The 24,014-nt window shown below is 63.1% G+C and carries 25 protein-coding genes; 11 read left to right on the top strand and 14 right to left on the bottom strand.

Features of this window, described 5'->3' with window-relative positions:
- Nucleotides 1-50 precede the first annotated feature (50 nt).
- From tenA to HYH08_RS28925, 3 genes are all read left to right on the top strand, one after another.
- Entirely contained in the window at nucleotides 51-713 is a 663-nt protein-coding gene (gene tenA, locus HYH08_RS28935; protein WP_220013232.1) for a thiaminase II, read from the top strand.
- A 281-nt stretch (nucleotides 714-994) separates the two neighbouring features.
- A complete protein-coding gene (locus tag HYH08_RS28930) occupies nucleotides 995-1,960 on the top strand; it encodes a right-handed parallel beta-helix repeat-containing protein (protein WP_220013231.1) in 966 nt (321 codons plus the stop codon).
- Nucleotides 1,961-2,313: 353 nt separating this feature from the next.
- Entirely contained in the window at nucleotides 2,314-3,279 is a 966-nt protein-coding gene (locus tag HYH08_RS28925) for a right-handed parallel beta-helix repeat-containing protein (RefSeq protein ID WP_228748128.1), read from the top strand.
- Here HYH08_RS28925 and HYH08_RS28920 read toward each other — a convergent pair.
- Nucleotides 3,224-3,568: an AEC family transporter gene (locus HYH08_RS28920; RefSeq protein ID WP_220013230.1), complete on the bottom strand. Its 345-nt coding sequence runs from the start codon at nucleotides 3,566-3,568 to the stop codon at nucleotides 3,224-3,226. The two genes, HYH08_RS28925 and HYH08_RS28920, sit on opposite strands and share 56 nt — an antisense overlap.
- Nucleotides 3,569-3,813: 245 nt before the next feature.
- Between HYH08_RS28920 and HYH08_RS28915 the strand changes: the two genes are divergently transcribed.
- Together HYH08_RS28915 and HYH08_RS28910 are read left to right on the top strand one after the other, a co-directional pair.
- Nucleotides 3,814-4,749 carry a hypothetical protein gene (locus tag HYH08_RS28915; RefSeq protein WP_220013229.1) on the top strand — a complete coding sequence of 312 codons (936 nt, stop codon included), beginning with the start codon at nucleotides 3,814-3,816 and terminating at the stop codon, nucleotides 4,747-4,749.
- Between the two features lie 281 nt (nucleotides 4,750-5,030).
- Nucleotides 5,031-5,201: a hypothetical protein gene (locus HYH08_RS28910; protein ID WP_220013228.1), complete on the top strand. Its 171-nt coding sequence runs from the start codon at nucleotides 5,031-5,033 to the stop codon at nucleotides 5,199-5,201.
- 5 nt (nucleotides 5,202-5,206) lie between these two features.
- On the opposite strand, the gene HYH08_RS28905 is transcribed toward HYH08_RS28910, so the two are convergent.
- Both HYH08_RS28905 and HYH08_RS28900 read right to left on the bottom strand, forming a co-directional pair.
- Entirely contained in the window at nucleotides 5,207-6,019 is an 813-nt protein-coding gene (locus tag HYH08_RS28905; protein ID WP_220013227.1) for a class I SAM-dependent methyltransferase, read from the bottom strand.
- Nucleotides 6,020-6,218: 199 nt separating this feature from the next.
- On the bottom strand, nucleotides 6,219-7,163 hold the full coding sequence (locus HYH08_RS28900) for an AEC family transporter (RefSeq protein ID WP_220013226.1): 945 nt from the start codon (nucleotides 7,161-7,163) through the stop codon (nucleotides 6,219-6,221).
- Between the two features lie 490 nt (nucleotides 7,164-7,653).
- On the opposite strand from HYH08_RS28900, the gene HYH08_RS28895 reads away from it, so the two are divergent.
- The gene (locus tag HYH08_RS28895; RefSeq protein WP_220013225.1) at nucleotides 7,654-8,004 is read left to right on the top strand and encodes a hypothetical protein; all 351 of its coding nucleotides are present in this window, start codon (nucleotides 7,654-7,656) and stop codon (nucleotides 8,002-8,004) included.
- 391 nt (nucleotides 8,005-8,395) lie between these two features.
- The gene (locus HYH08_RS28890) at nucleotides 8,396-9,073 is read left to right on the top strand and encodes an AAA family ATPase (protein ID WP_220013275.1); all 678 of its coding nucleotides are present in this window, start codon (nucleotides 8,396-8,398) and stop codon (nucleotides 9,071-9,073) included.
- Between the two features lie 134 nt (nucleotides 9,074-9,207).
- Here the strand turns inward: HYH08_RS28890 and HYH08_RS28885 are convergent, their stop codons facing one another.
- The 5 genes from HYH08_RS28885 to trxB all read right to left on the bottom strand — a co-directional run bounded on the left by HYH08_RS28885 (nucleotide 9,208) and on the right by trxB (nucleotide 13,071).
- Complete coding sequence (locus HYH08_RS28885) at nucleotides 9,208-9,405, bottom strand: hypothetical protein (RefSeq protein WP_220013224.1); 198 nt, start codon at nucleotides 9,403-9,405, stop codon at nucleotides 9,208-9,210.
- A 97-nt stretch (nucleotides 9,406-9,502) separates the two neighbouring features.
- Complete coding sequence (locus tag HYH08_RS28880) at nucleotides 9,503-9,649, bottom strand: hypothetical protein (protein WP_220013223.1); 147 nt, start codon at nucleotides 9,647-9,649, stop codon at nucleotides 9,503-9,505.
- Nucleotides 9,650-9,820: 171 nt separating this feature from the next.
- The gene (locus HYH08_RS28875; RefSeq protein WP_220013222.1) at nucleotides 9,821-10,729 is read right to left on the bottom strand and encodes a 4-hydroxy-tetrahydrodipicolinate synthase family protein; all 909 of its coding nucleotides are present in this window, start codon (nucleotides 10,727-10,729) and stop codon (nucleotides 9,821-9,823) included.
- A gap of 447 nt (nucleotides 10,730-11,176) precedes the next feature.
- Nucleotides 11,177-12,100 carry a LysR family transcriptional regulator gene (locus tag HYH08_RS28870; RefSeq protein ID WP_026312114.1) on the bottom strand — a complete coding sequence of 308 codons (924 nt, stop codon included), beginning with the start codon at nucleotides 12,098-12,100 and terminating at the stop codon, nucleotides 11,177-11,179.
- A gap of 5 nt (nucleotides 12,101-12,105) precedes the next feature.
- The gene (gene trxB / locus HYH08_RS28865; RefSeq protein ID WP_220013221.1) at nucleotides 12,106-13,071 is read right to left on the bottom strand and encodes a thioredoxin-disulfide reductase; all 966 of its coding nucleotides are present in this window, start codon (nucleotides 13,069-13,071) and stop codon (nucleotides 12,106-12,108) included.
- Nucleotides 13,072-13,337: 266 nt separating this feature from the next.
- On the opposite strand from trxB, the gene HYH08_RS28860 reads away from it, so the two are divergent.
- A complete protein-coding gene (locus tag HYH08_RS28860) occupies nucleotides 13,338-13,817 on the top strand; it encodes an Lrp/AsnC family transcriptional regulator (RefSeq protein ID WP_220013220.1) in 480 nt (159 codons plus the stop codon).
- A 400-nt stretch (nucleotides 13,818-14,217) separates the two neighbouring features.
- On the opposite strand, the gene greA is transcribed toward HYH08_RS28860, so the two are convergent.
- The 3 genes from greA to HYH08_RS28845 form a co-directional block, all read right to left on the bottom strand.
- Nucleotides 14,218-14,691 (bottom strand): transcription elongation factor GreA, encoded by a 474-nt coding sequence (gene greA / locus HYH08_RS28855; RefSeq protein WP_018643807.1) that lies wholly within the window; start codon nucleotides 14,689-14,691, stop codon nucleotides 14,218-14,220.
- 207 nt (nucleotides 14,692-14,898) lie between these two features.
- On the bottom strand, nucleotides 14,899-18,363 hold the full coding sequence (gene carB / locus HYH08_RS28850; protein WP_220013219.1) for a carbamoyl-phosphate synthase large subunit: 3,465 nt from the start codon (nucleotides 18,361-18,363) through the stop codon (nucleotides 14,899-14,901).
- A 149-nt stretch (nucleotides 18,364-18,512) separates the two neighbouring features.
- Nucleotides 18,513-19,682: an MFS transporter gene (locus HYH08_RS28845; protein ID WP_220013218.1), complete on the bottom strand. Its 1,170-nt coding sequence runs from the start codon at nucleotides 19,680-19,682 to the stop codon at nucleotides 18,513-18,515.
- 113 nt (nucleotides 19,683-19,795) lie between these two features.
- Here HYH08_RS28845 and HYH08_RS28840 point away from each other — a divergent pair, with 113 nt between their 5' ends.
- Nucleotides 19,796-20,167: an ArsR/SmtB family transcription factor gene (locus HYH08_RS28840; RefSeq protein ID WP_220013217.1), complete on the top strand. Its 372-nt coding sequence runs from the start codon at nucleotides 19,796-19,798 to the stop codon at nucleotides 20,165-20,167.
- A gap of 243 nt (nucleotides 20,168-20,410) precedes the next feature.
- Here the strand turns inward: HYH08_RS28840 and HYH08_RS28835 are convergent, their stop codons facing one another.
- A complete protein-coding gene (locus HYH08_RS28835; protein WP_220013216.1) occupies nucleotides 20,411-21,112 on the bottom strand; it encodes a class I SAM-dependent methyltransferase in 702 nt (233 codons plus the stop codon).
- Between the two features lie 104 nt (nucleotides 21,113-21,216).
- Between HYH08_RS28835 and HYH08_RS28830 the strand changes: the two genes are divergently transcribed.
- A complete protein-coding gene (locus tag HYH08_RS28830) occupies nucleotides 21,217-21,741 on the top strand; it encodes a Dps family protein (protein WP_220013215.1) in 525 nt (174 codons plus the stop codon).
- Between the two features lie 122 nt (nucleotides 21,742-21,863).
- Here the strand turns inward: HYH08_RS28830 and HYH08_RS28825 are convergent, their stop codons facing one another.
- Nucleotides 21,864-22,385: a cupin domain-containing protein gene (locus HYH08_RS28825; protein WP_220013214.1), complete on the bottom strand. Its 522-nt coding sequence runs from the start codon at nucleotides 22,383-22,385 to the stop codon at nucleotides 21,864-21,866.
- A gap of 147 nt (nucleotides 22,386-22,532) precedes the next feature.
- Between HYH08_RS28825 and HYH08_RS28820 the strand changes: the two genes are divergently transcribed.
- Nucleotides 22,533-22,748 carry a hypothetical protein gene (locus HYH08_RS28820; RefSeq protein ID WP_220013213.1) on the top strand — a complete coding sequence of 72 codons (216 nt, stop codon included), beginning with the start codon at nucleotides 22,533-22,535 and terminating at the stop codon, nucleotides 22,746-22,748.
- Nucleotides 22,749-22,785: 37 nt separating this feature from the next.
- Here the strand turns inward: HYH08_RS28820 and carA are convergent, their stop codons facing one another.
- Entirely contained in the window at nucleotides 22,786-23,976 is a 1,191-nt protein-coding gene (carA, locus tag HYH08_RS28815) for a glutamine-hydrolyzing carbamoyl-phosphate synthase small subunit (RefSeq protein ID WP_220013212.1), read from the bottom strand.
- Nucleotides 23,977-24,014: the final 38 nt, after the last annotated feature.

Below are 24,014 nucleotides of genomic sequence, written 5' to 3'. Positions count from 1 at the left end.
CGGTAGCGAGCCCAATCCATTGATGGGCAGCCAACCCGGGCGGCAACATCGTGACCTTCTTCGAGCGTCTCAAGACAGCAGCGTCCGTCGAGTGGCGGGCCTATACCGAGCATCCCTTCACCAACGGATTGGCGGACGGCTCGCTCCCTGAAGCTGCGTTTCGTTACTACCTCGTTCAGGACTATCTGTTCCTGATCGAGTTTGCCCGCGCCTACGCGCTCGCAGTCTACAAGTCGCCTGGGCTTGCCGACATGCGTGAGGCCGCGGCCGGCCTGTCGGCGATCCTCGATGTCGAGATGAACCTGCATGTCAAACTCTGTGCCGATTGGGGTCTGTCTCCGGCCGATCTCGAACAGGCGCCTCCGGCGGCCGAGATGCTGGCCTATACGCGCTACGTGCTCGATGCGGGCATGCGCGGCGATCTGCTGGCCCTCAAGGTCGCGCTTGCGCCTTGCGTGATCGGCTACGCGGAGATCGCAACGCGGCTCGCCGCGCGCCCCGATGCGGCGGCTGCGACGAACGCCTACCGCGTCTGGATCGCCGAATATGCCGGCGCGCCGTACCAGGAGGTCGCGGCCAAGGCGCGGGCGCATCTGGAGCATCTCGCAGGACTCTACGCCACGCCGGCCCGCGAGGCCGAGTTGATTGCGATCTTCAAGGAAGCCACCCGGCTCGAGGCGGAGTTTTGGGAGATGGCCTGGCGCGCGAAATAGCCGTTCGGCAATCGTCAGCCGCCCCTGCATCACCCGCTATCAACTGCAACGTCACCGCCGCAAGCGACGTCCCCCCTGCCGCGCGCGACGCCGGGTTCCCCGGTTTCTGATGGTCAATTTGTTGCAGCGAGCGCGACGGCGTGCCAACATCATGCCTGTCGATTGCGGTCAGCCATTAGCGCAAATCCTTTTTTGTACACATTTCGCTCGAGCGTTCCTTCGGGAACGAGCTGCTCCGTGGTCGGAACGAGGAAATATCCGCCAAGTCGATGGAGTAGTTCATGCACCGCTTTTCTTTGGGATTGTTGTATCTCGCATTCGCGTTCGTTCTGCTTGGGCCGTCGGTGGCTCACGCTCAGGCAACCCGGACCTGGGTTTCCGGCGTCGGTGATGACGTCAATCCCTGCAGCCGAACAGCGCCATGCAAGACTTTCGCCGGAGCGATTTCGAAGACCGCGGCCGGAGGTGAGATCAATTGTCTCGACCCTGGCGGCTATGGAACGCTGACAATCACGAAATCGATCAGCGTTAATTGCACCGGCACTCTCGGGAGCACTCTTAACTCAGGTGGCATCAACGGCTTCGTCATCAACGACTCCGCGACGGGCACCCCAGGCACCGTCGTCGTCACTCTCGAAGGGTTGGAAATTGAAGGTGCGGGCACCACCCCTGGCGCGTCGGGCATCCGCTTCATTTCAGGCGCCTCGCTGCATGTAAAAAATGTAACCATCCGTGACCAGAACGGGACCGGAGCAGGCCACGGTATCTCCTTCGTGCCTAACAACAATGCAAAATTGATCGTCGAGAACGTGACAATCACAAACACTGGGGCAGCGGGAGGGGCTGGGGGTGCCGCAATCCTCGTAAATCCAGGTCCTGGCGTTGCGGCTTTTGCTCTCATCAGCAAGAGCCACCTCCATCGCGGAAACTTTGGTGTTGTCGGCGACTCCTCGGGTGGCGCATCGGGTATCAATATCGTCGTCCGGGATACGGTCGCCAACGGCTTTGCCAACACCGCGTTTCTGACCACAGGCAGCAACATCGGAATGATGGTGGATCAGAGTGCCGCGACCGCTAGCGGGACCGGCCTCTCTGCTTCTGCCGGGACCACAATCAGAGTTGGCTCGTCGATCATCACAGGCAACGGCGCGTCAGTCAGCGGGAATGTTTTGTCTTTCGGGGACAATCGGATCAACGGCAATGGCGCCGATACCATTCCGGCTCCGGTGCCCGGCGGATCCCACTGATAACGGGAATCTGGCCAGATGACCTCTGGGGCCGACGCTCCAGAGGTCTCAGCCCGACGGGCTCCTGTGCTGGCGGGGTCTTCGACTCGGCTACCTCGCGCCCGCCACCATCATCACCATCAACGGCAACGTCACCGCCGCAAGCGACATTCCTACTGCCGCGCGCGCCACCGCATTCCCCCTGAGCTCATGGTGGTCAATTTGTCGCAGCGCGCTTCATGGCCGGCAAGACACTCATGTCTATCGATTGCGGTCAGCCATTAGCGTAAATCTTTGGTTGTAGACGTTTCGCTTGAGCGTTCTTTCGGGAACGAGCTGCTCCGTGGTCGGAACCAGGAAAGATCCGCTACATCATGGAGCATTTCATGCATCGCTTTTTTTCAGGATTATTGTATCTCGCATTCGCGTTCGTTCTGCTTGGGCCGTCGCTGGCTCACGCTCAGGTAACCAGAACCTGGGTTTCCGGCGTAGGCGATGACGTCAATCCCTGCAGCCGAACAGCACCATGCAAGACCTTCGCGGGTGCGATCTCGAAGACCGCGGCCGGCGGTGAGATCAATTGTCTCGACTCTGGCGCCTATGGAACCGTGACGATCACGAAATCCATCGCCATCTATTGCGAGGGTGGTGTCGCAGGCATTCTTAACTCCGGCACCAACGGCATCGTCATCAACGACTCCGCATCGGGGGCCCCCGGCACCGCCGTCGTCTATCTCGAAGGATTGGACATTAATGGTGCAGGCACCACACCGGGCCTCTCAGGCATTCGCTTCATGTCAGGCGCCTCGCTGCATGTCAAAAATACCAGGATTCGCGACCAGCTCAGTGCGCCGGGCCACGGGATCGCCTTCGTGCCCACCACGACCGCAAGACTGATCGTTGAGAACGTGACAATCTCCAACACCGGCTCCGGCGCTTCCGGTGCCGCCATCTCCGTGAATCCGGGCGCGGCAGTTTCGGCGACTGCTCTCATCAGCAAGAGCCATTTCCATCGGGGCAACTTTGGCGTTGTCGGCGACTCCTCGGGTGGCGCAACGGGTCTCAATATCGTTGTCAAGGATACGGTTGCCAACGGGTTCACCAACACCGGCTTCCTGACCACAGGCAGCAACATCGGAATGTTGGTGAATGATAGCGCCGCGACCGCAAGCGGGACCGGCTTCTCTGCTTCTGCCGGAACCACGATCAGAGTTGGCTCGTCGATCATCACAGCCAACAGCACGTCAGTCAGCGGGAATGTTCTGTCTTACGGGGACAACCGGATCAACGGCAATGGCGTCGATGCCATTCCTGCTGCGGTGCCCGGCGGATCCCACTGATAACGGGAAGCTTGCCGGATGAAGCGATAGGCCTCTGGGGCTGACGCTCCAGAGGCCTCAGCCCGACTGGCTCTTGCGCTGCCGCCGGCATTGCCAGCGGCTCGAGCGCGCACGTCACGACCAAACTCAGCATCTCGCCTTTCACCTCGAAGCCGAACAGATCGATGCCGAGCGCGATCAGCGCCGCCGGCGATCCCGCCTCCGCGAGCTGCTCGATGGTCCTGTCGATCACCCGATTGAGGCCGAGGCCGGTGAAGCGCCAGATCACACCGAAGATGATTCTCAGCATCAGCGGATTGCGCGGGAGGAATTACAGTGCCAGTGCACGAAACTCCACGTCATCGAGAATCTCGAGCGTCGGGCCGCAACGGCAGGATTGAGTTCCCCGTGACTGCGAGCGGTAGGCGCCCGGCGTGCAACCATCAAATGTCGATGCTCCGCAACAAATTCGATGTTGTCTTCACGATGTAGCCAATCCGCGCGCGGACCTCTATCATTTGCGTGGGTGGATTTTTTATATTTTTGGAGCCAACAATGCGTCGCATATACTTTGCCCTTGTCTGTGTCCTTACTCTGCTGACTGCAAATCATGCCAACGCACAGGCAACCCGAACCTGGGTTTCCGGGGTAGGTGATGACGTCAATCCCTGCAGCCGAACAGCGCCATGCAAGACCTTCGCCGGGGCGATCTCGAAGACCGCGGCCGGCGGTGAGATCAATTGCCTGGACCCTGGCGCCTATGGATCCGTGACGATCACGAAATCCATGAGCATCTATTGCGACATCGGCACCGCAGGCGTTCTTCACTCAGCCACCAATGGCATCGTCATCAACGCCTCCGCCACAGACAGCGTCTATCTCGAAGGGCTGGATATCAATGGTGCACCGCCCACCGCGCCCGGCTTGATCGGCATCAGCTTCCTGCAAGGCGCCTCGCTGCATGTCAAAAATACCAGGATTCACGATCAGACGGGTTCTCCGAGTGGCCACGGTATCGCCTTCACGCCCACCAACAGTGCAAAACTGATCGTTGAGAACGTGACAATAACAAATACTGGGGCAGGCGCCGGGGGTGCCGCAATCCTCGTGAATCCGGGCGCTGGCGCTTCGGCCTTTGCTCTCATCAGCAAGAGCCACCTCCATCGCGGAAACTTTGGCGTTGTCGGCGACTCCTCGGGTGGCGCAACGGGTATCAATATCGTCGTCCGGGATACGGTTGCCAACGGCTTTGCCAACACTGCTTTTCTGACGACAGGCAGCAACATCGGAATGCTGGTGAAAGAGAGTGCCGCGACCGCAAGCGGGACCGGCCTCTCTGCTTCTCCCGGGACCACCATCAGAGTGGGGGCGTCGATCATCACGGGCAACGGCACGTCGGTCAGCGGGAATGTTCTGTCGTTCGGGGACAACCAGATCAACGGCAATGGCGTCGATGCCATTCCGGCTCCGGTGCCCGGCGGATCCCACTGATAACAGGAAGCTGGCCGGATGAAGCGACCAACCTCTGGGGCTGACGCTCCAGAGGTCTCAGGCCGATTGGTTCTTGCCCGCCGCCGGCATTGCCAGCAGCTTGAGCGCGCACATCACGACGAAACTCAGCATCCAGTTACGGTGACAGTGCATAAAATTCCGCTGGGTTCGACCCGTCGAGGAGGCTTGGCCGAAACCACGTCCGCCGCCGTGTCCGCTGGACCACATCCCGCCTTTGGCGTAGTCTTTCCGCATAGCAACAATGTCAGCGGAGGATCTCCGTGGAACATCGCGGCGTCAGCTTTTCAATTGTTGAAATGCGCTATTTGTCCGGTTGGAAGTGGACCGTGGGGAAGGGCCGAACCGTGTCGGTCGGTGTCTGCGCCACCAGGCTGGATGCGATCCGCCAGGCTCAAACCTTCATCGACGCGATCATGGATTGGGCAGCCTGAGCCGATCACGCGTCGTCCTCGTGCCGGCGACTTTTTGGAGTCGAGCCACCGCTGGGAATGGATGTGCGATCCGGACGTGCTGGATGCTCCTGTCGTCGCACCGACACCAGCAGCATCATCGGCCGTTCCAGCTCCTCCTCCAGCGCCGGCTTCTCGCTGATCTGTTGCGCCGAGGGCGCGAACTCGTCGACGGCTTCGATGATGAACCCGGCCCGGATCAGCACGTTCAGTGTCGTTGCGATCCTGCGGTGATACTTCACCACGTCTTTCGCGAACCAATCGGTGCGGCGCTCCCCCTCGATCGCATAGCGATTGACCGGCCATGTCTTTCGCCCGTCCTCGTCCTCGATCCAGGCGGGATGAGTAGCTGCCATGAAAACCGGATGCTCGATCGAGAAAACGAAATGGCTCCCCACCGTGAGCGAGCGATGGATCATGCGCGCGAGCCGGTCGAAGTCGCTGACATAGTGGAACGTCAGCGAGCTGAAGGCGAAATCGAAGGCCGCTTCGGGAAGCTCGATCGTCTCGAGATCGGCAATGCGGTAGTCGATGGCAGGATCGCCCGTGGCCTCTCGCGCCCGCGCAATCATGCTCTCGGAGAGGTCGACGCCGAGAACCGTCCTGGCGCCATTCTCGCGCAGCCAGCGTGAAACCCAGCCGAAGCCGCAGCCGAGGTCGATGGCGCGTTTGCCTTCCATGTCGGGAAACATCGCGCGTAGCGCCGGCCATTCGGGTGCGCCGGCAAGGCCGAGCACCTGCCGTGGAAGCTGGCTGTAACCTGAAAGGAAATCCGGATTGTCGTAGATGTTCTGCGCCATGACCTGCTCCGTCCGGGATGAGGCGGACGCTTGCGTCTGAATTACCTCACCCGCGCATCGGCGTCACTACCACCAATTTCGACACTGCCAATTGCAGCACCCGCGGCTGACTCACGACCTATGTTGCGCGTGGGAGGTTCAGCTACAAGTTTCAGTAGCCGCCGCAATCCCTCGAATTATTCGGACGGGGCGGGCCGAACTACCTCGCCCCCGCCACGATCATCACCACCACCGGCAACGTCGCCGCCGCCAGCAGCGTGCCCAGCGCTACCGCACCCGACACCGGGTTCACCAGCCGCTGATACTGGGCCGCGAAGATATACGCATTGGCGCCGGTCGGCATCGCCGCGAACAGCACGATCACGCCGCTGGCGACCGGTGGCAGGCCCAGCAGCCTGGCGAGCAGATACGCTGCGGCCGGCATCGCCAGCAGCTTGAGCGCGCACATCACGACGACGCTCAGCAGCTCGCCCTTCACCTCGAAGCGAAACAGATTGATGCCGAGCGCGATCAGCGCGGCCGGCGATCCCGCCTGCGCGAGCAGCTCGATCGTTTTGTCGACGACCGGATTGAGGCCGAGGCCGGTGAAGCGCCAGATCACGCCGAAGATGATTCCCAGCATCAGCGGGTTGCGCGCAAGGTCGGCGAACACGGGGCCGATGACGGACAGCGGCGAGCCGGCGCGCTCGTGGCTGACCAGCTCCATCTGCAGGATGCCGCAGAGCCAGAGCAGCGGCGTGTTCACCGACAGGATCAGCGACATCGGGCCTGCGGCCTCATTGCCGAGCGCCGAGAGCACCAGGGGAATACCGAGCATCACGATGTTGCCGTAGACCGAGCCGATCGCGAACACGACGCCGTCTTCGCGATCCTCGCGCCGTTCGCGCAAACATGCCGAGAGTGCGAGCGCTGCGATCCAGGTGATCGCAAGCGCGCCGTAATAGCTGCCCCACATCCTGTAAGGGCTGACGTCGGGGAATTCCGACACGACGATGGTGCGGAACAGCAGCGCAGGGATCGCGATGCTGAAGGCGAATTCGGAGATGCCCTTGTGCGCGCCCTCCGAGACGAAGCGAAACAGCACCGCGGCATAGCCGGCGGCGATCAGGGCGAACACCGGCGCGACGATCAGAACGGTGGCCATGCGCCCCTTTGGTCTCACGGGGATCGGCTCACCACCCCACGCAACTTCCGATGATGACAGTATGCCCCTGTTTTGCCCGACGTGTCAAGCTACATTTCGAAAAATCCGTAAATTTTGAAAAACCGCAGGCCCGTCCGAGCCATGGCTACTGTGCATGGGGTTGTTTTCGAATTTTTGGTTGGAAGGGGCGACGGGCTGGGCCGACGCTGCTCCGCCAATTCCGCCACCGGGTTGCAGCGCTTTCCCACCCACCGCGGTCATCCCCCGCGCAGGCGGGGGATCCAGTACGCCGCGGCTTCTCGGGGGACGTCCGGCGTCTCTGGAATACTGGGTCACCCGGTCAAGCCGGGTGACGACAGCTGTGGACGTGGCAGGCGCCGCTCCGCCCTGTTGCCGAGACCGCACACGTCCCAGCTTTCGCCTCCGCCCTCGTTGCCAACGAACGGCCGTTCACCCACACTCCGGCCCGACTCTAGATTTGGGGGGATCGATGCCGGCGTTTCGCTTCAGAAAGTCCATTCTCGCTGCGGCGGCCGGGCTTGCCCTGGCCGTGCTGGTCCGGCCGGACGCCGGGTTCGCCTACACGCCCGAACAGCAGCAGGCCTGCACGCCCGATGCGATGCGGCTGTGCGGCGAGTTCGTGCCGAACGTCGATGCCATCACCGCCTGCATGATCCAGAAAAAAGCGCAGCTGTCGCCGCCATGCAAGGTGTTCTTCCGCCAGGGGCCCGAGCCGGGCGAAGCCGCGGCGCCGCGCGCCGGCAAGCCGACCAACATCGCGCCCCATACGGCGAAGAAGAGCACGAAGCCGGCGAAGAAGAAAAAGACCGAGCCGAGCTGAGGGCCGGCGTTCCTTTTCTGAAACCCGGCCGCTTTCCGCTTGCGCGATTTGCCGCATCAGCCCGACGACAGCCACCGGACTCCTTTTGTTCGCCATCTCGCGCGCAGGCTTGTGGCGATTGCGCGCAGGCGCGGTCGAAAAGAGTCACACGACGGTTTGCGCGGCAGGGTTGTAGTCCGCTTTCTCCTTCTCGTTGCCTGGAAAAGTACGATTGCCTGCTTTCGAGGCGCCTCATTGCAGTTCGTTTCGGTGTCGTACGAAGCAGTGTGACTCAAAAGCCAGCCCGCTTTGATATTTCGTGGCGGCAAGACAACTGCCGACAATTTTTTCTTTCACGAATCAGCGTGGTGATTCATTTTCGCGGCCTGGGGTCAATCTGGAGGCCAAGGGTATGAACGTTATTGTTTTCGCATCGCGTAAAGGCGGCTCGGGCAAGAGTACCCTGGCCGCACATCTCGCCGCGCAGATCAAGGCGACCAAGCCTGTCCTGCTCGTCGATGCAGATCCGCAAGGCTCGCTCACGCTGTGGCACAAGCTGCGTGGCACCAACGAACCGCCGATCAAGGCGGCCGTGAACTCCGTCAGCGGCATCGTCTCCGCCGCCAAGCGGGACGGTTATGAATGGGTGTTGATCGACACGCCGCCGAACCTGTCGGCCGTCGTCGACGACGCGATCAAGAACGCCACCATGGTCGTCATTCCGGCGCGGCCCGGCGTGTTCGACGTCAACGCGGTGCAGGAAACGATTCAGATGTGCCGCGCGGCGCGCAAGCCCTACGCGGTCGTGCTCAACGGTGCGCCGGCCAAGCGTGACGAAGCCGAAAGCCCGATCGTCACCATCGCCCGCGAGGCGCTGGCCAAGTTCCGCGCTCCGGTGTGGGGCGGTCAGATCACCAATCGTTCGGATTTGTTGATGGCACTGAGCCACGGCGAAGGCGCGCGCGAGTATCAGGCCGAGAGCCGCGCGGCTCAGGAAATTGCAAGGCTGTGGGCGGCGATCGAGCGTTCAGTCAAGGCTATTCGCGGCACGGCGTCGGCATCCGGCGCAATGCACAAGCAGGCGGCTTAATTTTTCATCAATCATTTCCCCGGACGACAAACGCGCGGATTATCCCCGCGCGTTTCGCGTTTTGGACGAGCACGATCCGGAAAAGAGTGAAGCGGTTTTCCGAATAGATCGTGCTCGAAAAAAGACGATGAGAGTCACGCCACCATCAGCATGTAGAACACGATGACCGGTGACAGCGTCAGGATCACCGACCAGATGCCGATGGCCCAGAGGATGTCCTCGGTGGTGAAGCTTTCCTCGCTGGCAATGATTTGCCGACCGGCGCCGAAATGCGACGCCATTTCGTTCTGACTATTCACAAACGCCCCCGCGATTTCTTCGCTTATGGGCATCGAAGCTACACGGGATGTTTTAAAATTCCGGTTCGCGATCCCGCTCGCATTTCGAACGCATTTGTGACTCGTGCTTAACCATCGTGAGGCGGCCGTCTCAGGCGAGCCAGACCCGAAACAGCAGCACCGGCATCAGGCCGAGCACCACCGCCCAGAACCCGAATGACGAAACGACCAGAATGCCCTGCAACAGATCGGCGGGCGCGAACTGACTCGCGGCCGTAGGCCGGGTGCGATGCCCCATTGGATATTCCCCCTTGTGAAAACCTTTGAGAAAACGATAGGGGCGAATGCGTAAACGAGACGTGGATGCCCCATGCGGCGGCTGCGAACGGTGTTCGCATGCCGTTAACCACGGCCGCTCTTCCTTTTCCTGCAAGAGACAAGGAAGAGCGGCGTGCGTCGAGAGGAAGAACTACGCCGCGACCTTCATCCGTCGCGCGATCTCGCGGTCGATCGTGGCAGCGAGCTCGCTGCTCACCTCCACCATCGGCAGGCGCACTTCGGGGCTGTCGATGAGGCCGGAGCGCCACAGCCAGTACTTTGCCGGCGCAGGGCTCGGCTCGGCGAACAACATCCGCGTCAGCCCGGCGACCTCGTGCCACCGCGCCTGTGCGGCTTCATGCTTGCCGCGCTTGTGCTCGGCATAGATCGCTGCGAACGTCGCGGTCTCGACATGGGCGGATAGCACGATGCCGCCATCGGCACCGTCGGTGAGCGCCTCGAGATAGTTGGCGTCCTCTCCGGTCAGCACGCGAAAATTCTTCGGCCGGTCGCGCAGCAGCGCGATCGACTGCTCGCGGCTGGCGCCGCAATCCTTCAGGCCGACGATGTTGGGATGCTCGGCGAGCCGCAGCATGGTCTGGTTGGTGATGTTAACCGAGGTCCGATAGGGAATGTTGTAAAGCGCCAGCGGCCAGGCGGCGTGATCGGCCAGTGCCTCGAAATGCGCGAGCAAGCCGCGTTGCGACGGGCGTACGTAATAGGGGCTTGCGATCAAGTAGCCGTCGATCGGCCAGTCCGCGCTCTCGTCGAGCCGCTCCTTCAGCCGCGAGGTGTCCGCGCCCGACAGGCCGAGGCAGACCGGGATGCTGCGGCGCCCGCCCGCCATCTCGTCGCGCACGATGGCGACGAGCCGCTCGAGCTCGACCTCGCGCAGCGTCATGCCTTCTCCCGAGGTCGCCCCCAGAATGAGGCCGTCGATGGCCTGTCCGCTGTAATGCCGCGTCAGCCGCCGCAGCGAGGTCTCGTCGAGGCGGCCGTCGCGGAACGGCGTCACCAGCGGCAGCCAGAGTCCGTGCAAATGCTCCTGTAGTCCGGTCATGTTCGTGTCTCCTTCTCGGGAAAAACCTGAGACGGAGGGCACATGAAAAAACCCCGTCCAGGTGGCGGGGTTTTCGGGATTGGCTCGCGATGACGAAGTCAGCTTAGCGCGCGCAAAAATCCGAGGTCCCCCTGTGGGGGCCTTTTTTCGAAACGAGTGCGCACGACTTCGTGATCATTTGCAAATGATGCGGGCGATAGGTGGAACTGTCAACACACGCGGAAGGCGAAGGCCTGAATCGGCAGAAAAAAAGCCGGACCCGAAGGGCCCGGCTTAGGTATTGGCCACGTGAGGCCGACACAATCACCTTCCAAGAGGGATTACTGAACTCCCGCGCCACTGGAGGAGGGGGACAAATGCGCAACGCGAAGGCTCAGCGTGCAAACAGTATGAGCTTGACGAGCGCCATGCAGCAACAGCCGAGGCCGCATGTCAGTCATGCGGAAATCAGGACGGCCAGCGCTGCGCCTTGCTCACCACGAAATCGCGGAACACCTGCACGCGTGCGACCGTCTTCAACTCCTCGGGATAGACGAAATAGGTGTCGAGCTGGATCGAGTCCGACTCGCCGAACAGCTGCACAAGCTTGCTCTGCTCCTCGACGAGATAGTCGGGGAGTGCCGCGATCCCGAGGCCCTGCTGACAGGCGCGCACGAGGCCGAGAATGTTGTTGACCTTGAAATAGGCTTCGCGCGGACCCGAGCCGTTGCGCGCTGCTTCGACCAGCCAGTTGCGGTTCTGAAGATGCGGCGCGAAGTTGCCGTCGGACAGCGTGATGATGCGGTGGGAGTCGAGCTCCTCCAGCGTGCGCGGCGTGCCGAAGCGCTTGATGTATTCCGGCGAGCAATAGGCGTGGAAGCCCATCGCGAACAGCTTGCGCTGGATGAGATCCGGCTGCGTCGGCTTGCGGGTGCGGATCGCAACGTCCGCCTCGCGCATGGAGAGATCGAGCTCTTCGTCGGTGACGATCAGCGAGATGCGAATTTCGGGATAGAGCGCGGTGAATTCGCCGAGCCGCGGGATCAGCCAGTTGATGCCGACGCCGGGCGTGGTGGTGATCTTGAGATCGCCGCTCGGCCGCTCGCGGCTGTCGGTGAGTTTTGCGCGGGCCGCCTGCAGCTGCATGAACACGTCATGGGCGGTGCGGAACAAGAGGTCGCCCTGCTCGGTCAGGATCAGGCCGCGGGCGTGGCGGTGAAACAGCGAGACCGACAGCTCCTGCTCCAGTGCCGAGACCTGGCGTGATACCGCCGATTGCGACAGGCCGAGCTGCTCGCCCGCATGCGTGAAGCTGCCCGCTTCCGCCGCCGCGTGAAACACCTTCAGCTTGTCCCAGTCCATATCCGTAAATCCGTCGCGTGTTCGAGGCATGATCTTTATTCCGCTGCCGCGCGCTCGCTGGCGCGCAGGGCCAGGAAGCGTTCGGCCTCTAACGCTGCCATGCAGCCGAGGCCGGCCGCTGTGACCGCTTGACGATAGGTCTCGTCGGCGACGTCGCCGGCGGCGAACAGGCCGGGCACCGAGGTCGCGGTCGAGTTGGGGGCGACCTCGACATAGCCCGAGGGTTTCAGCTTGATCTGGTCCTTCACCAGCTCAGTCGCCGGCGCGTGGCCGATGGCGATGAAGACGCCGTCGGTCTTCAGATCCGTGAGCGCGCCGGTCTTGACGTTCTTCAGGCGGACATGGGTGACCTTGTTCGGGTTCTCGGTGCCGCAGATCTCGTCCACGGCGGAGTCCCAGACCACCTTGATCTTTGGGTGCTTGAACAGGCGCTCCTGCAGGATGCGCTCGGCACGGAAATGATCGCGGCGATGCACGATGGTGACCTGCGAGGCATGGTTGGTGAGATACAGCGCTTCCTCGACCGCGGTATTGCCGCCGCCGACCACCACGACCTCCTTGTTGCGGTAGAAGAAGCCGTCGCAGGTGGCGCAGGCCGACACGCCGCCGCCCTGGAATTTCGCTTCCGACGGCAGCCCGAGCCAGCGCGCCTGCGCGCCGGTGGCGAGGATCACGGTGTCGGCGAGATAGACGTCGCCGGAGTCGCAGGTCAGGCGGAACGGCCGCTGCGATGTGTCGAGCTTGATGACGAGGTCGGAGACGATCTGGGTGCCGACATGGACCGCCTGCTTCTCCATCTGCTCCATCAGCCAGGGACCCTGGATCACGTCGGCGAAGCCCGGATAGTTCTCGACGTCGGTGGTGATGGTAAGCTGGCCGCCGGCCTGGATGCCCTGGATCAGGATCGGCTCGAGCATCGCGCGCGCGGCGTAGATCGCGGCGGTATAGCCGGCGGGGCCGGAGCCAATAATGACGACCTTTGCATGAACAGGAGCGGACATTTCGATGGACGCCTTTCACGGGGGATTTGCAGCGCGGGCGCGGAACGGGCCGGGAGGCCTCGCGGAGGCGCTGAAATATCAGAGCTAATCTAAGCCTTCTGGTGAGCTATGCAAGAATTGCATTCCCTGTCAGCGGATTTTTCCAACAAGGAACAAAAGTCGATTGCGCTGCACGCGCAATAAAATTGCGCTAACCGCTCGGACTGGGCTATGAGGATTGCGACAAACCACCCAATACCGCCGCAAAGGCCAGGAGTTCCAATCACGTGTCGCGGAACCTAGACGAGATCGACCTGAAAATTCTCACCGAGATTCAGGCCGACGGTCGAATCACCAATGTCGAGCTGGCCAAGCGCGTCGGCATCTCGCCGCCCCCCTGCCTGCGCCGGGTCCGGGCGCTCGAGGAGGAGGGCTACATCCACGGCTACCGCGGGCTGCTGGACGCGCGAAAGCTCGGTTTCGACGTCACGGTGTTTGCCTCGGTGCACCTGTCCAGCCAGGCCGAGGCGGATTTGCGCGCCTTCGAGGAGTTCGTTCGTGCCGAGCCATTGGTCCGGGAATGCTGGATGCTGTCGGGCGAGGTCGACTTCATCCTCAAATGCGTCGCGCCCGACATGGCGACGTTCCAGGATTTCGTGACGCACCTGACCGCGGCGCCGCATGTGCGGAATGTGCGGACGTCATTGGTGCTGCACAATTCGAAGTATGAAGCGGCCGTGCCGCTGGATGTGAAGGGACGGAGGTAACTCGACGAACGCCGTATCAGTCCCGTCATCCTGAGGTGCGAGGCACACGGCGCAGCGCGCCGTGTGAGGAGCCTCGAAGGATGAACGGCCCACCTGCATCAACGCGCGGCAACAGCCGGGCCGTCGCCCTGCGAGGCTCGCCCAAGAGGCGAGCACCTCAGGGTGACGGTGATGGAGCGAGGGGGCGCTGTATCAACATCGTCATTGCGAGGAGCTCTTGCGACGAAGCAATCCAGACTGTCTTTGCAGAGGATTCCTGGATTGCTTCGCTGCGCTCGCAATGACGAGTGGAGAGAGCGTGCTCCGCTCACGCTGCCGGCACACAATCAACACGCCGCAACAAAAAGGCCGCGCATCGCGCGGCCTTTTCAACATCGCCAGACGAAGCAGCGGCAAATCCCTACCGCCACTCCACCTTGGTGATCTCGTACGCCTTGGCGCCGCCGGGGGCGTTGACCTCGACGGTCGAGCCTTTCTTCTTGCCGATCAGCGCGCGCGCCAGCGGCGAGGTGATGGAGATGCGGCCCTTCTTGGCGTCGGCCTCGACCTCGCCGACGATCTGCCACACCGTCTTCTTCTCGGTGTCCTCGTCGACCAGCGTCACGGTGGCGCCGAACTTGATGGTGTCGCCGGAGAGTTTCGAGATGTCGATGATGTCGGCGCGCGCGAGCTTGTCCTCGAGCTCGGCAATGCGGCCCTCATTGTGGGACTGCTCTTCCTTCGCGGCGTGATATTCCGCGTTTTCCGACAGGTCTCCGTGCGAGCGTGCTTCCGCAATGTGCTCGATGATCCGCGGACGGTCTTCCGACTGGCGCTTCTTCAATTCTTCCCCAAGCGCGACAAAGCCGGCCTGGGTCATCGGAACCTTTTCCATCTCTTCTCTCGTCCTTCGATCCCGCGCCCCACGACAAATGGAGGGCGCGGTAACCTTGATTCGTCTATCCGGGGGCTGAACACGCCGCCGCCGGAGCGTTATGTGGGTCTGGCGCCGGAACAGAACAACCACATGGCCGGACAGTTCCTCCGGCCATTGTGGCTTCATTGCCAATCACTTAGCGGCGGGCCAGCCCGCCACTAGCGATCAGGTTTCCGAAAAGTAGCTCTGCAGGGTCCGAACCTCAAGGTCCCCGCCCAGATAGGCGCGGATGCCCTGCGCGGCCGCCACGGCCCCGGAAAGAGTGGTGTAATACGGCACTTTATGCAAGAGGGCCGCGCGACGCAGCGAACGGCTGTCGGCGAGCGCCTGCGGGCCTTCGGTGGTGTTGAGGACCAGCTGGACGTCGCCATTGGTGATGGCGTCGACGATATGCGGCCGTCCCTCCAGCACCTTGTTCACCTTCTCCGCCGGGATGCCCTGGTCGCTCAGGAAGCGCGCCGTGCCCGATGTCGCCAGCACCTTGAAGCCGAGCGAATGCAGTTGGCGCACGGCATCGGCGATGCGCACCTTGTCGCTCTCGCGTACCGAGACGAACACCGTGCCCTTGCGCGGCACCCGCGTGCCGCCGCCAAGCTGGCTCTTGGCGAAGGCCACCGCGAAGGAGCGGTCGATGCCCATCACCTCGCCGGTCGAGCGCATCTCGGGGCCGAGCACCGTGTCGACGCCGGGGAAGCGGGCGAATGGAAACACCGATTCCTTGACGCCGACATGCTTGAAGTCGGCCTTCTTCAGTTTGAAGTCGGCGAGCTTCTCGCCGGCCATGATGCGCGCGGCGATCTTGGCGACGGGTGTGCCGATCACCTTGGCGACGAACGGCACCGTGCGCGAGGCGCGCGGGTTGACTTCGAGCACGTAGATCTCGCCGTCCTTGATGGCGTATTGCACGTTCATCAGTCCGACGACGTCGAGGCCGAGCGCGAGCTCACGGGTCTGGCGCTCCAGCTCTTCAATCATCTTCGCATCGAGCGAGTGCGGCGGCAGCGAGCAGGCAGAGTCGCCGGAGTGGATGCCGGCTTCCTCGATGTGCTCCATGATGCCGACGATGAACGTGTCCTTGCCGTCGCTGAGACAGTCGACGTCGATCTCGGTGGCGTCGGACAGATAGCGGTCGAACAGCAGCGGGTTCTTGCCGAGCACGGTGTTGATCTGCCCGGTCTTGTCGTTGGGGTAGCGGGCCTTGACGTCGGCCGGCACCAGCTCCGGCAGCGTGCCGAGCAGGTAATCGTTGAGCTGGTTCTCCTCGCGGATGATCTGCATGGCGCGGCCGCCGAGTACGTAGGACGGGCGCACCACCAGCGGCAGTCCGAGATCGGCGGAGACGAGCCGCGCCTGCTCGACCGAATAGGCGATGCCGTTCTTCGGCTGCTTCAGGCGCAGCTTGTCGAGCACGCGCTTGAAGCGGTCGCGGTCTTCGGCAAGGTCGATGGCGTCGGGCGAGGTGCCGAGAATTGGCACTTCGGCAGCTTCCAGCGCCCGCGCCAGCTTCAGCGGGGTCTGGCCGCCGAACTGCACGATCACGCCATGCAGCGTGCCGTTGCTGCGCTCCTTGGCGATGATCTCCAGCACGTCCTCGGCGGTGAGCGGCTCGAAATAGAGCCGGTCGGCGGTGTCGTAGTCGGTCGACACCGTTTCCGGGTTGCAGTTGACCATGATGGATTCGTAGCCGGCGTCATGCAGCGCGAAGCAGGCGTGACAACAGCAATAGTCGAACTCGATGCCCTGGCCGATGCGGTTCGGGCCGCCGCCGAGAATGATGACCTTCTTCTTGTCGGACGGCGTGCTCTCGTCCGCGGGGGCACCCGCAAACGGCGCCTCATAGGTCGAATACATGTAGGCGGTGGGCGAGGCGAACTCGGCCGCGCAGGTGTCGATGCGCTTGTAGACCGGGCGGACGCCGAGTGCGTGGCGCTTTGCGGTCACCTCGGCTTCGGTAGTCTGGGCCAGCACGGCGAGCCGCGCATCGGAGAAGCCCATAGCCTTGAGCGTGCGCATGCCGAAGGCATGGCCCGGCAGGCCGCTCTTGCGAACCTTCTCCTCCATGTCGACGATGCCGCGCATCTCGCCGAGGAACCACGGATCGATCTTGCAGGAGTTGAAGATGTCCTCGTTCGACCAGCCGAGCCGCATCGCCTGGGCGACCTGGAGGATGCGGTTCGGCGTCGGCGTGCCGAGCGCGGCGCGGATCGCATTCTTGTCGTCGTCGCGACCCAAACCTTCAATCTCGATCTCGTCGAGGCCGGTGAGGCCGGTCTCGAGACCGCGCAGCGCCTTCTGGAGGCTTTCCTGGAAGGTGCGGCCGATCGCCATGACCTCGCCGACCGACTTCATCGACGTCGTCAGCGTGGTGGAGGCGCCGGGGAATTTCTCGAAGGCGAAACGCGGCACCTTGGTGACGACATAGTCGATGGTCGGCTCGAACGAGGCCGGCGTCGCGCCACCCGTGATGTCGTTGGCGATCTCATCGAGCGTGTAGCCGACGGCGAGCTTTGCGGCGACCTTGGCGATCGGGAAGCCGGTGGCCTTCGACGCCAGCGCGGAGGAGCGCGACACGCGCGGGTTCATCTCGATCACGACCATGCGGCCGTCTTCCGGATTGACGCCAAACTGCACGTTGGAGCCGCCGGTCTCGACGCCGATCTCGCGCAGCACCGCCAGCGAGGCGTCGCGCATGATCTGGTATTCCTTGTCGGTCAGCGTCAGCGCCGGCGCCACCGTGATGGAGTCGCCGGTGTGCACGCCCATCGGATCGAGGTTCTCGATCGAGCAGACGATGATGCAATTGTCGTTCTTGTCGCGCACGACCTCCATCTCGTACTCTTTCCAGCCGAGCACGGATTCTTCGATCAGCACTTCGTTGGTCGGAGACGCGTCCAGGCCGCGCTCGATGATGTCGAGGAACTCTTCCTTGTTGTAGGCGATGCCGCCGCCGGTGCCGCCCATCGTGAAGGACGGGCGGATGATCGCGGGCAGGCCGATCTCGGACAGCGCCATCATGGCCTGGCCGAAGGCGTATTCCTGGTAGCGCTTGCGGCGTTCGCTCTCGCCGAGCGCCCATTGCCGGTCGAGTTCTTCGAGCGCTGCGCCCGACAGCTTCTCGCGTTCGGCGTGGTATTTGTCGCGGAAGGACTTCTTCAACTCGGACGCATTGGCGAGCCGCGACTTCGGCGTCTCGAGGCCGATCTTGGTCATGGCCTCGCGGAACAGCTGGCGGTCCTCGGCCTTGTCGATGGCGTCGGCGGTCGCGCCGATCATCTCGACGTCGAATTTTTCCAGCGTGCCCTGCCGGCGAAGCGACAGCGCGCAGTTCAGCGCGGTCTGGCCGCCCATGGTCGGCAGCAGCGCGAACCCGCCGGGAATGACGTGACGTTCTTTCTCGATGATCTTGGCGACGATCTCGGGCGTGATCGGCTCGATATAGGTCGCATCGGCCAATTCCGGATCGGTCATGATGGTGGCCGGGTTGGAATTGACGAGGACGATGCGGTAGCCCTCCTCCTTCAGCGTCTTCACCGCTTGCGTGCCCGAATAGTCGAACTCGCAGGCCTGGCCGATCACGATGGGGCCGGCGCCGATGATCAGGATGGTGGTGATGTCTGTACGTTTGGGCATCAACTCTCGCCGAAGTCGAAGTGGAATCTGGGCACAAAAAAAGGGCGCGCTTGCCGCGCGTCCCCTTGTGCGAGAGCGCGGGGTCTTCCCTCGCGCGCGGGTGGGTCTTAGACCAGTTTTCGGGGCGGCGAAACCCCGAAAAACGCCCATCAACCGGCAATTTTGACGGGTTTTGGCCGCGCCTGCCAGCCACGGGCGAGGTGCACCAGAAGCGAGACCGCAACGCTCGCTCCACCGATCCAGCCGAGGTCGTTTGGCGACATGGTCGCCAGCACCGCGCCTCCTGCGGCCCCGCCGATGGCGAAGCCCAGATACATCGAGGAGGCATTGAGCGAGAGCGCGATCATCGAGGCCTGCGGCTCGATCCGGATGATGCTGGCGATCTGGGCCGGATAGAACGCCCAGCCGGAGATGCCCCAGAGGAAGATCGCGCCCAGCACGGCGTAATGGGCCTGTCCAGGCATCCATTTGAGCACCAGCGAATGCAGGATCAGGGCGCTCGCCATGCCGGCAAGCCCGAGGGCAGCGGTGGTCATCGTTCCCAGCCGGTCGGCCAGAACGCCGCCGAGCATGTTCCCGATCGCGGCCGCCCCGCCGAACACCAGCAGCGCCAGGCTGATCTGCGAGGCATCGAAGCCGAGCCCGTGCAGCGGAACCGCGAAATAGGTGAAGACGGTGAAGCCGCCGAGGGCCCATAAAACCGTGATGATCAGCGCGATCAGCACGTTGCTGTGACGCGCCACCGCCAGCCGCTCACTGAGCGAGGCGGTGTTGCGCGGCAATCCGCGGGGCAGGCCGAGGAGGAGGCCGGCGAGCGCAACGGCGCCGATCATTGCGACCATCGCGAAGGTGGCGCGCCAGCCGAGCCAGCTGCCCACAAGATTGCCGAGGGGAACGCCGATGACGGTCGCAACCGTGAGGCCCGAAGTCACCAGCGCCACGGCGCGGCCGCGCCGTTCAGGGGAGGCGACCGCCACGGACACCGCCAGTGCCGTCGGCATGCACAGGCCGGAACCCAGCGCCATCAGCATCCGCGAGGCCAGCAGCAGGGCGTAGTTGGAGGCCACCATGGCGGCGAGGTTGCCGGCGATGAAGGTGGTCAGCGCCAAGGCCAGCACGGTGCGGCGGTCGATGTTGTCGAGCGCCACCGCCAGGATGGGGGAGCCCACGGCGTAGGTGAGGGCGTAGGCGGTGACCAATTGGCCGGCGGCTGAGACGGAAATCGACAGGTCGGTCGAGATCGCGGGCAAAAGCCCTGCGATGACAAAGCCTTCGGTGCCGATCGAAAAGGCCGCCAGGGCCAGCCAGAACACGCTCATTGGACCAAATCCCTATGTTCAACGTTTATTGAACTATTGAATGCGAGGGGTGAGGAGTCAATTGGTTCAAGAACTATTGAACATTACGGCCGCTTCGCTATGATTCCGAGGTCATGAGCCGCACACCCCACCACCCCACCCGCGAGCAGATCGAGCTGCCGATGGTTCTGGATTGCCTGAGCGATCCGATCCGGCTCGCGATCGTGTATCAGCTGGCCCAGCAGGAACGTGTCAGCAGCGAGCTCTGCTGCGGCGACTTCAATGGCCTCAGCGGCAAGTCGAACCTGACCTATCACTTCGCCAAGCTGCGCGAATGCGGCCTGATGCTGACGCGTGTCGCCGGCACCAACCGCTTCATGCGGCTGCGTCGTGAGGATCTGGATGCGCGGTTTCCGGGCCTGCTCGATGCGGTGATCAGCTCGGCTGCGAGGGACGCGGACAGGCTGCAGCTGGTTGCGGAGTGTGAAGTGGTGAAGGCGGAGTGATTTTGCGGATCCAGTCCGTCTTCGCTTTCGCTTCGCTCCAGCTACGCCGGACACGCTTCGCCCCTTCGGGTCTAGCGTGGCCGCGCCACGCGTAGCCCCGAAGGGGCGAAGCGTGGAGACCCGGCCTGGATTTGAACCAGGATGAAGAACGATGCACCGTTCTCGCGTAGACGCTTCCGCCACCGGGCCGCGCGGATCATGTCCGATCGAGGTGCGACAAGCCACCTCAGGTGGTCGTTATGCTTAACGGACGAGGGGCGGCCGCGCGATGAAGGTCATGCGCCAGCGATTATGGCCGATATTGGTGTGGGCGCGCTGGGACGCAAAGCCGGCCGCCTTCAGCTTCGCGGTGATCTCGTCCTCGCTGTAGCGCTGCAGCCCGATCCGCGAGCGCAAGTGACGGTAATCCGACAGCGCGGTGCTGATCAGTCCGATCAGCGCATCCTTCAGGAAGCCGTGACGCAGGCCGAAGCCGAGCAGCGCCATTACGTCCCTGACCATGCCGACATTGGGCTGCAGGATATCGCCGAGCACCAGCTTGCCTGACGGCGTCAGGATGCGGCGGATATTGACGAGCGCAGCATCGAGCTCCTCGGGCGTCATGTATTGCGCGACCGAGTTCATCACGACGAGGTCGATCGACTGGTCCTGCATCTTGCGGACGTCGTCGAGCGAGCGGACGCGGATTTTCGTGTTCGGCGCAAACCGCGCGATCAGCCGGCCGCGCACCCCCGGCGCCGGTTCGGCCAGGATCAGCTTGCCGCATGCGGCCGCGACCTGGTTCGCCGACAGCGCCTCGCCGCAGGCATAGTCGAGCACTGTCGCCTCCGGCGAGGAGATGTAGCCGATGATGTCCCGCGCGATGATCTGGAAGTGCAAGTCGCGATGCAGCTTGCTGACATAGATCGTATGCGTGGAGTCGTAATAATCGATCCAGTCTTCCATGATATCCCGCCCGGGGGTTCCTATCTCGGAACCGCGCTGCCCGCCTTGCGTTAGGGGTGCGACGGCGCGCCGTCAATGTCCGCGTCCTAACAGGAAGGTTTACCGTGAGCAAAGCCCCCAGCAAGGTCTCGCCCGAGCTCGACACCCCCACCGATCTGTCGCCCCAGGCGACCAAAAAGGTTTCGGAGGCGCTCAACGTGCTTCTGGCCGACGCGTTCGCGCTGTACCTGAAGACCAAGAATTTCCACTGGCATATCAGCGGCCGGCACTTTCGCGATTATCATCTGCTGCTCGACGAGCAGTCCGACCAGATTTTCGCCACCACCGACCAGCTCGCCGAGCGCGTGCGCAAGATCGGCGGCACCACGCTGAAGTCGATCGGCCAGGTCGCCAAGCTCCAGACCATCAAGGACAACGACGAGGACTACGTCCCGCCGCGCGAGATGTTGCGCGAGCTGATGCAGGACAACAAGCACGTCGCGGCCGCGATGCGCAAGGCGCACGACGTCTGCGACGATGCCGGCGACGTCGCCAGCGCCAGCATCTTGGAAAACTTCATCGACGAGACCGAGCGGCGGACGTGGTTCCTGTTCGAGGCGACACGGCAGGAGGGCGGCAACGAGGCGTAAGGCCGAGCTGCCGTAGGGTGGGCAAAGCGGAGCGTGCCCACGAACTGCATGTTGCCGATAGGTTTGGTGGGCACAGCGCGCAAGTGCGCGCCTTTGCCCACCCTACTGCACCGTGCTTGTCGCTACCGCCACAGCCGCATCAACGCCCCATCCTTGCCCGTCACCGGATCGGCCGGCGGCATCGCAACTTTCGGAATCGTCTTCAGCGCCTTGGCGTGGTTCTCCGCCGTCGCCCGCGTGATCTCCATCTTCGCGCCCGGCGGATAGGCGCCGATCACGCAGAAATCATCGCTTGCCTTGATGCACTGGTGCCCCGTCCCTGCGGGGAGGATCGCGACATCGCCGGCCTTGATCTCGAGCTCCCGGCCGTGATCGCCGCCGAAGCGGACGCGCGCGCTGCCGCGCGCGACGCCAAGCACCTCATGCACCGTCGCGTGGTAGTGTAGATAGTCGAAGATGCCATTGCGCCAGGTGCCGCCCCAGCCGTTCGCCTCGAACAGGTTTTCGATCGTCTCTTCGGGATGCCCGGGATCGAGCTTCACTGCGGCCTGGTAGACCAGGAAGGGGAGGATGTTGTTCGGCACGAGCCCGTCATCCTCGAACACGATGGCGAGCGGCTCGGCATTGTCGCGAACGACGGACATGGCGGGCTCCGGCAGCAATTGACCAGGATTCAAGACAGCAACGGCGCCCTTGTTCCCGACGCCAGTCCATACCGCGGTTTGACGGAGATCAAGGCGTAGCCGGCGGTTCACGGGCACGCAATTTTCAGGGCAAAGGGAAGGAACGCCATGTACGCATCCGATGTTGCACAGCGTCATTTTTCCGCGGCAGTTGACGAGGCGGAGACGACCGGCCTCGGTCACGAAGCCGTCTGTCGCGCCTTGCTCAATCTTGTGATCTCGAAATATCTGGAAACGCGGTCGGTCGCCGACATCCAGGCGGAGCTGCGTTTCATCGCCGAGAACTGCGACCCCGACACGGACTTCATGTTCATGCGTCCGTGACGCATAGCCGGCGGACTCCTCCGCCGGCGTCTTGGCCTTACGCGCTCTTCTTCTGCCGCATCAAATCGGCGAAGCGCTGGAACAGATAGTGCGAGTCGCGTGGACCGGGCGAAGCCTCGGGATGGTACTGCACCGAGAACACCGGTTTGCCGTCGAGCTGGATGCCGCAATTGGATCCGTCGAACAGCGAGATGTGGGTCTGCGTCGCGCCCTTCGGCAGCGTGGTCTCGTCCACCGCAAAGCCGTGGTTCATCGAGGTGATCTCGACCTTGCCCGTGGTCTCGTCCTTCACCGGATGATTGGCGCCGTGATGGCCCTGATGCATTTTCTTGGTCTTCGCGCCGACGGCGAGGCCGAGCATCTGGTGGCCGAGGCAAATGCCGAAGGTCGGCGTGCCCGATTTGATGACGTCCTGGATCACGGGCACGGCGTATTTGCCGGTCGCGGCCGGATCGCCCGGACCGTTCGAGAGGAACACGCCGTCCGGCTTCATCGCCAGGATGTCTTCGGACGAGGTCGTCGCCGGCACCACCGTCACCTTGCAGCCGACGCCGGCGAGCAGGCGCAGAATGTTGCGCTTGATGCCGTAGTCGATGGCGACGACGTTGAACTCGGTCTTGTCCTGGTGGCCAAAACCCTTGTCCCACAGCCAGGGCGTCTCGTCCCAGGTGAAGCGCTGGCCGCTGGTGACCATCGGCACGAGGTCCATGCCCTCGAGGCCGGGCCATTCGCGCGCTTCTTCCTTCAGGCCATGCAGGTCGAACTCGCCGTTCCTGGCATGCGCGATCACGGCGTTGGGCATGCCCTTGCTGCGGATCAGCGCGGTCAGCGCACGGGTGTCGATGCCGGAGAGGCCGATGATGCCGCGTGCCTTCAGCCAGGCGTCGAGATGCTTGGTGGCGCGGTAGTTCGAGGGATCGGTGATGGCGGTGCGCAGGATCACGCCGCGCGCGCCCGGCGTCGCGGCCATGTTCACCGTCTCGATGTCTTCCTCGTTGGTACCGACATTGCCGATATGCGGGAAGGTGAAGGTGATGAGCTGGCCGGCATAGGAGGGATCGGTGAGGATCTCTTCATAGCCGGTCATCGCGGTGTTGAAGCAGACCTCGCCGACGGCGTGGCCTTCGGCACCGAGACCAAAGCCTTCGAGCACCGTGCCATCGGCAAGCACGAGGAGCGCGGTCGGTTTATGGTCCGGCCAGGCGGGATCGTTGTCATATTGTGTCATGAGCCCGCTTCATAAGCCTGCCGAGTGCCCCCGTCAAA

Origin of the sequence: Bradyrhizobium sp. BR 10289 (genome assembly GCF_019455385.1) — a bacterium.
GTDB lineage: Bacteria > Pseudomonadota > Alphaproteobacteria > Rhizobiales > Xanthobacteraceae > Bradyrhizobium.
This window is presented reverse-complemented; position numbering and strand designations above follow the sequence as displayed.

What these genes read in the sequence shown, in the direction of transcription:
- carA (WP_220013212.1), bottom strand. Translation starts at nt 23,976, where the DNA reads ATGACACAATATGACAACGATCCCGCCTGGCCGGACCATAAACCGACC.
- HYH08_RS28825 (WP_220013214.1), bottom strand. Translation starts at nt 22,385, where the DNA reads ATGTCCGTCGTTCGCGACAATGCCGAGCCGCTCGCCATCGTGTTCGAG.
- HYH08_RS28900 (WP_220013226.1), bottom strand. Translation starts at nt 7,163, where the DNA reads ATGGCCACCGTTCTGATCGTCGCGCCGGTGTTCGCCCTGATCGCCGCC.
- HYH08_RS28915 (WP_220013229.1), top strand. Translation starts at nt 3,814, where the DNA reads ATGCGTCGCATATACTTTGCCCTTGTCTGTGTCCTTACTCTGCTGACT.
- HYH08_RS28920 (WP_220013230.1), bottom strand. Translation starts at nt 3,568, where the DNA reads ATGCTGAGAATCATCTTCGGTGTGATCTGGCGCTTCACCGGCCTCGGC.
- HYH08_RS28840 (WP_220013217.1), top strand. Translation starts at nt 19,796, where the DNA reads ATGAGCCGCACACCCCACCACCCCACCCGCGAGCAGATCGAGCTGCCG.
- HYH08_RS28885 (WP_220013224.1), bottom strand. Translation starts at nt 9,405, where the DNA reads ATGCCCATAAGCGAAGAAATCGCGGGGGCGTTTGTGAATAGTCAGAAC.
- HYH08_RS28880 (WP_220013223.1), bottom strand. Translation starts at nt 9,649, where the DNA reads ATGGGGCATCGCACCCGGCCTACGGCCGCGAGTCAGTTCGCGCCCGCC.
- carB (WP_220013219.1), bottom strand. Translation starts at nt 18,363, where the DNA reads ATGCCCAAACGTACAGACATCACCACCATCCTGATCATCGGCGCCGGC.
- HYH08_RS28870 (WP_026312114.1), bottom strand. Translation starts at nt 12,100, where the DNA reads ATGCCTCGAACACGCGACGGATTTACGGATATGGACTGGGACAAGCTG.
- greA (WP_018643807.1), bottom strand. Translation starts at nt 14,691, where the DNA reads ATGGAAAAGGTTCCGATGACCCAGGCCGGCTTTGTCGCGCTTGGGGAA.
- HYH08_RS28925 (WP_228748128.1), top strand. Translation starts at nt 2,314, where the DNA reads ATGGAGCATTTCATGCATCGCTTTTTTTCAGGATTATTGTATCTCGCA.
- HYH08_RS28845 (WP_220013218.1), bottom strand. Translation starts at nt 19,682, where the DNA reads ATGAGCGTGTTCTGGCTGGCCCTGGCGGCCTTTTCGATCGGCACCGAA.
- HYH08_RS28905 (WP_220013227.1), bottom strand. Translation starts at nt 6,019, where the DNA reads ATGGCGCAGAACATCTACGACAATCCGGATTTCCTTTCAGGTTACAGC.
- HYH08_RS28930 (WP_220013231.1), top strand. Translation starts at nt 995, where the DNA reads ATGCACCGCTTTTCTTTGGGATTGTTGTATCTCGCATTCGCGTTCGTT.
- HYH08_RS28890 (WP_220013275.1), top strand. Translation starts at nt 8,396, where the DNA reads ATGAACGTTATTGTTTTCGCATCGCGTAAAGGCGGCTCGGGCAAGAGT.
- trxB (WP_220013221.1), bottom strand. Translation starts at nt 13,071, where the DNA reads ATGTCCGCTCCTGTTCATGCAAAGGTCGTCATTATTGGCTCCGGCCCC.
- HYH08_RS28875 (WP_220013222.1), bottom strand. Translation starts at nt 10,729, where the DNA reads ATGACCGGACTACAGGAGCATTTGCACGGACTCTGGCTGCCGCTGGTG.
- HYH08_RS28835 (WP_220013216.1), bottom strand. Translation starts at nt 21,112, where the DNA reads ATGGAAGACTGGATCGATTATTACGACTCCACGCATACGATCTATGTC.
- HYH08_RS28895 (WP_220013225.1), top strand. Translation starts at nt 7,654, where the DNA reads ATGCCGGCGTTTCGCTTCAGAAAGTCCATTCTCGCTGCGGCGGCCGGG.
- HYH08_RS28820 (WP_220013213.1), top strand. Translation starts at nt 22,533, where the DNA reads ATGTACGCATCCGATGTTGCACAGCGTCATTTTTCCGCGGCAGTTGAC.